The sequence below is a fragment of the Streptomyces sp. NPDC054840 genome, assembly GCF_053611065.1.
On the sequence record NZ_JBSGZP010000556.1, the window covers coordinates 1 to 5,066 of the forward strand.

The 5,066-nt window shown below is 69.5% G+C and carries 5 protein-coding genes; all 5 read left to right on the forward strand.

Annotated features, from left to right (window positions below; genetic code table 11):
* Positions 1-42 precede the first annotated feature (42 nt).
* Complete coding sequence (locus ACWGIU_RS29435; protein ID WP_453710828.1) at positions 43-810, forward strand: enoyl-CoA hydratase/isomerase family protein; 768 nt, start codon at positions 43-45, stop codon at positions 808-810.
* 244 nt (positions 811-1,054) lie between these two features.
* A complete protein-coding gene (locus tag ACWGIU_RS29440; protein WP_453710830.1) occupies positions 1,055-1,579 on the forward strand; it encodes an ATP-binding protein in 525 nt (174 codons plus the stop codon).
* 470 nt (positions 1,580-2,049) lie between these two features.
* A complete protein-coding gene (locus tag ACWGIU_RS29445; RefSeq protein WP_453710835.1) occupies positions 2,050-2,832 on the forward strand; it encodes a polysaccharide deacetylase family protein in 783 nt (260 codons plus the stop codon).
* Positions 2,829-4,016: a YncE family protein gene (locus ACWGIU_RS29450; protein WP_453710832.1), complete on the forward strand. Its 1,188-nt coding sequence runs from the start codon at positions 2,829-2,831 to the stop codon at positions 4,014-4,016. Before ACWGIU_RS29445 ends, ACWGIU_RS29450 begins: the two co-directional genes overlap by 4 nt.
* A gap of 838 nt (positions 4,017-4,854) precedes the next feature.
* Positions 4,855-5,066: EF-hand domain-containing protein (locus tag ACWGIU_RS29455; RefSeq protein WP_453710834.1), on the forward strand; the 212-nt coding region annotated here is incomplete at its 3' end.

Consider the following 5,066-nt stretch of genomic DNA (forward strand, 5'->3'; position numbering starts at 1 on the left):
GCACCGGGCCACATCGCGTTAACCGCCGCTAACCTGGCCCGTATGACCATCTCTCTCGAAGTCTCCGAAGGTGTCGGCACCATCCGCCTGGACCGGCCGCCCATGAACGCCCTGGACATCGCCACCCAGGACCGGCTGCGCGAGCTCGCGGTGGAGGCGACCGACCGGGCCGACGTCCGCGCGGTCATCATCTACGGCGGCGAGAAGGTGTTCGCGGCGGGTGCGGACATCAAGGAGATGCAGACGATGGACCACGCGGCGATGGTCGCCCGGTCCCGCGCGCTCCAGGATGCCTTCACCGCCGTCGCCCGGATCCCCAAGCCCGTCGTCGCGGCCATCACCGGCTACGCGCTGGGCGGCGGGTGCGAACTCGCGCTGTGCGCCGACTACCGGATCGCCGCCGACAACGCCAAGCTCGGCCAGCCCGAGATCCTGCTCGGCCTGATCCCGGGTGCGGGCGGCACCCAGCGGCTGTCCCGGCTGGTCGGACCGTCCAAGGCCAAGGACCTGATCTTCACCGGTCGGATGGTCAAGGCGGATGAGGCGTTCACCCTGGGCCTGGTCGACCGGGTGGTGCCCGCCGCCGAGGTGTACGAGCAGGCGCACGCCTGGGCCGCGAAGCTGGCGCAGGGTCCGGCGATCGCGCTGCGCGCGGCCAAGGAGTGCGTGGACGCGGGTCTGGAGGCCGACATCGACACCGGCCTCACCATCGAACGCAACTGGTTCGCGGGCCTGTTCGCCACCGAGGACCGCGAGCGCGGCATGCGCAGCTTCGTCGAAGAGGGCCCGGGCAAGGCGAAGTTCGTCTGAGCCGAGCTCTCGGCCGGGGACCGTGGTCCTCCCTGGGGGTGGATTAGCCAGGCCTTAAGACAGCCTTAAGGCGAATCGGTGATCCACTCACTGTGATCACTTCCGTGCGACGTGTCACCGCAGGTCAAGCCATCCGCCTAGGCCCCCCGGTTGCCTCTCGCATATGACAGAACACCCCCTTGGAGTTGTTGAATCCGGGGGGTGTTTTCCTGCGGAACGGCCCGGGAGGCAGGGTCGGCACTCCATGATGGGGGGCATGGCGGGCCTGGAGGGTGTGGAACAGCCGCGGCAGCGCGGCAGCGCTTCGGCGGTACGGCTCACGGCGGCCGTTGAGGACGAACAGGGCATCAAAGCGCTTGAGTTGTACGGAAATCCGGCCGAGGCCGAAGTGACGCTGCCGTCCATGCCGGAGTCGGCGAGCACCGCGCGCCGGCTCACCCAGTGTGTGGTGGTCCGCCTCTGGGGCCTCTCCCCGCAGATCGCCGAGCACGCCGTCCTGCTGGTCTCGGAGCTCGTCGGCAACGCGGTCCGGCACACCGGGGCCCGTTCCTTCGGCTTACGCATGCTGCGGCGCCGGGGATGGATCCGGGTGGAGGTGCGCGACCCCTCGCGCGGGCTGCCGTGCCTGATGCCGGTCCATGAGCTGGACACCACCGGCCGGGGCCTCTTCCTGGTCGACAAGCTGTCCGACCGCTGGGGCGCGGACCTGCTGCCGCGCGGGAAGATCACCTGGTTCGAGATGCGGGTCGCCGACCGCCAGAACACCTGAAGCACGGGAACGTCTGGAGCGCCGGACCGCCTGGAGCCCGGACCTCCAGCCCGGAACGCCTGAAGCCCGGAACGCCTGAAGCCCCCGTGCGCCGTGTGGGGCGGTGGGGGCTTCATGGGTGCGCCGAGGATCCAAGGGGGTGTGATCCTCGGCGTGGCGACTTCGCTCGGGTCAATGGGAAGTCGTGGATCCGACTATGGCAGACGAGGGCCGGAACGCCAAAAGTCTCTACTTGGACATAAGTGGGCAAATCGTAAGACTTTCTAGCTAAATCCTAGGTGAGGTGGCCCACTCGCCTAGCAATCTATGAATGAATATCGACTGCTCTGTGTGAATCGTTGATCACTTAGCGACCTGATCACTCGGTTGGCCCCTTCTGGCGACCGTACTGAATTGGGTCAATCATTACCTTCCCGGCCATTCACCCCTTAAATGGGCAGGTGCTCTCACAACCAGGCCGCCGCGCGGCCATGCGCGTGGCCCTGCGCGCGGCCGCTCTCGGGACGGCCGGCACCGCCGCGGCCGGTCTCACCGCCGCCTGCGGACCGGGTCGGCCCCTCCCCGCGTCCTCCCGCCCGACGCCGGCTCCGGCCCGGCCGGCCCGCCCGGCACAGGCGGCGCCGGCCGCCGCCCCGCGCCGGTTCGCCGGGCAGCCCGTGGAGATCGGCCACGGGCCGCGCGGCCGCCCCCGGGTCGCCCTCACCTTCCACGGCAACGGGGACCCCGCCATCGCCCGGGCGGTGCTGGCCGCGGCCGAGAAGGGCGGCGCGCGGGTCACCGTACTGGCGATCGGGTCCTGGCTCGACGCCCACCCGGAGCTGGCCCGTCGCGTCCTCGACGGCGGTCACGAGCTCGGCAACCACACCCAGCGCCACCTCGCGATCAACGACATGCCCGAGGCGGAGGCCTACGCGGAGATCACCGGCTGCGCCCAGCGGCTCAAGCGGCTCACCGGCTCCATCGGCACCTGGTTCCGGCCCTCCCAGACCCGGTACGCGACCCCGCTCGTCCAGAAGCTGGCCCAGCGGGCGGGCTACCCGCACGTCCTCTCGTACGACGTGGACTCCCTCGACTTCACCTCGCCCGGTGCCGCGGCCGTCATCCGCACCGTCACCGGGACGATCCGGCCCGGATCGGTGGTGAGCCTGCACTTCGGCTACGCGGACACGGTCGACGCGATGCCTCCCCTCCTCGAAGAACTCGCGCGCCGCGAACTGCGCGCGGTGACCACCACGGAGCTGCTGACCCCATGAAGACCACCCGCCTTCCCCGGAAGGCCACCGTGCTGCTGGCCGGTCTGGTCGTCGCCGCCCTGGCCGGCTGCGGATCGGCCGGCAAGGGACCTGCCGAGGCGCTCGGCACCAAGGGCCCGGCCAAGCCCGTCAAGGCCGCGCCGGCCGTCCCGCCCGGTCTGCCCGGCATGCCGCCCGTGCTCGATCCGAACGACGTCTACGCGGCGGACCGGCCGAACAAACTCTCCCCCGTGGTCAAGGACTTCCCGTCCCGCGTCTACGTGCCGAACACGAACTCCAACACGGTGTCCGTCATCGACCCGGCGACGTACAAGGTCATCGACACCATCCCGGTCGGGGTCCAGCCCCAGCACGTGGTGCCCTCCTGGGACCTGAAGACCCTGTGGGTCAACAACAACCGCGGTCACACCCTCACGCCGATCAACCCGGCCACGGGCGAGGCCGGCAAGCCCGTCGAGGTGCACGACCCGTACAACCTGTACTTCACGCCCAACGGCAAGTACGCCGTCGTCATGGCCTCGATGGACAAGGAGCTGGTCTTCCGCGACCCGCACACGATGGAACGGGTGAAGACGGTCCCCGTGACCTGCTACGGCGTCAATCACGCGGACTTCTCCGCCGACGGGCGCTACTTCATCGTGAGCTGCGAGTTCTCCGGTGAACTCCTCAAGGTCGACACCGAGCGCATGGAGGTCGTCGGCCAGCAGAAGCTGCCGTTCGAGGGCGCGATGCCGCAGGACGTCAAGGTCTCCCCGGACGGGAAGACCTTCTACGTCGCGGACATGATGGCGCACGGCATGTGGGTGCTCGGCGGGGACGCGTTCGAGACTCCCAAGCTGCTGCCCACCGGGAAGGGCTGCCACGGCCTCTACGTGAGCCGCGACTCCAAGGAGATGTACGTCTCCAACCGGGGCGAGGGCACCATCTCGGTCTTCAACTTCCCCGAGAACAAGCTCACCAAGAAGTGGACGCTGCCGGACGGCGGCAGCCCGGACATGGGCGGGGTCTCCGCCGACGGCAAGGTGTTGTGGCTGTCGGGCCGCTACAACTCCGAGGTCTACGCGCTCGACACGCAGACCGGCAAGCAGATCGCCCGGATCCCGGTGGGCGGCGGACCGCACGGCCTCGCCGTGTACCCGCAGCCCGGCCGCTACTCGCTGGGCCACACCGGAATCTTCCGCTAGGGCGTGTCCAAAAGCAGCGCCGGGCGCCCGGAGGGCGCGGCCTGCGGCGTCCGGCGCCGGTCCCTTTCCGGTCACGGCACCAAGCCGTCCCGGGCGGCCGTACACAGCGGTGCCCCGGAAGCTCGCACAGCTCCCGGGGCACCGCCGCCCATGCGTCGGAGGACGGGCTACCGGGCGACCGGAAGGCGCTCCGGAAGCCGCTTGAGGAAGCCCGTACGCCGGACGAGGTTCTCGGCGGGCACCGCGGGCCGCAGCCCGGGTGCCGCAACGGATGCGCACCTGCCCGTCCGGGACCGATTCACCCTCCGGCAACAGGAGTCGACGGAAAGCAGGGGCCATCTTCTCGCGGCCCTTGTGGAATTCATCATCGGTCGCCAGGGAATGCAGGGCGCGTCGGTTCTGTAGCCGGTGGACGGGGTGCGACCGGAATTCGGAATGTGCCCGCACGTGAATACCGGCCTGTGGACGTCCTGGTTCCGCCACGCCCTTGAGGGTCCGGCGCCGACCCGCCCTGACCCCGGATGTGTCCGCAGGTGCGGGTGGGGGCGGCCCTTCGAACGATGCGTCAGCTGTGATCGTCATCTGATGGGGCGCCCTTGCTGCCGCTTGTCCCGGGGAGCCCGGCGCTCCTGGTGTGGCGGTAATGCCAGTACGTTATGACGAGGCCCCGGATCATGCCAAGTGAAATCTTGATCTGCGCGGCCGGAATTATCCGTGCCGTATTGCGGGGCGGTAATGGAAAACGTTTCCGCCGCTCGGACGGGACCCGCGGCGGGGGCGGACCGGGGCGGCCGCTACCCTGGGCCGGTCAACAAGGCATCAAGAAGGAGTGGACCCAGTGGCGGACATCGAGAGCGCACGGACGACGTTCGGCAAGTTCGACGTGAACGGTGACGGCTTCGTCACGGCCGGCGAGTTCAAGGCGGCCATGGCGGCCATGGGCGACCCGTTCGTCACCGGCCCCGTCGCGGACGCCGTGATCGCCGCCAAGGACGCGAACGGCGACGGCCTGCTGAGCTTCGACGAGTTCTGGGCCTCCCTGAACAAGTA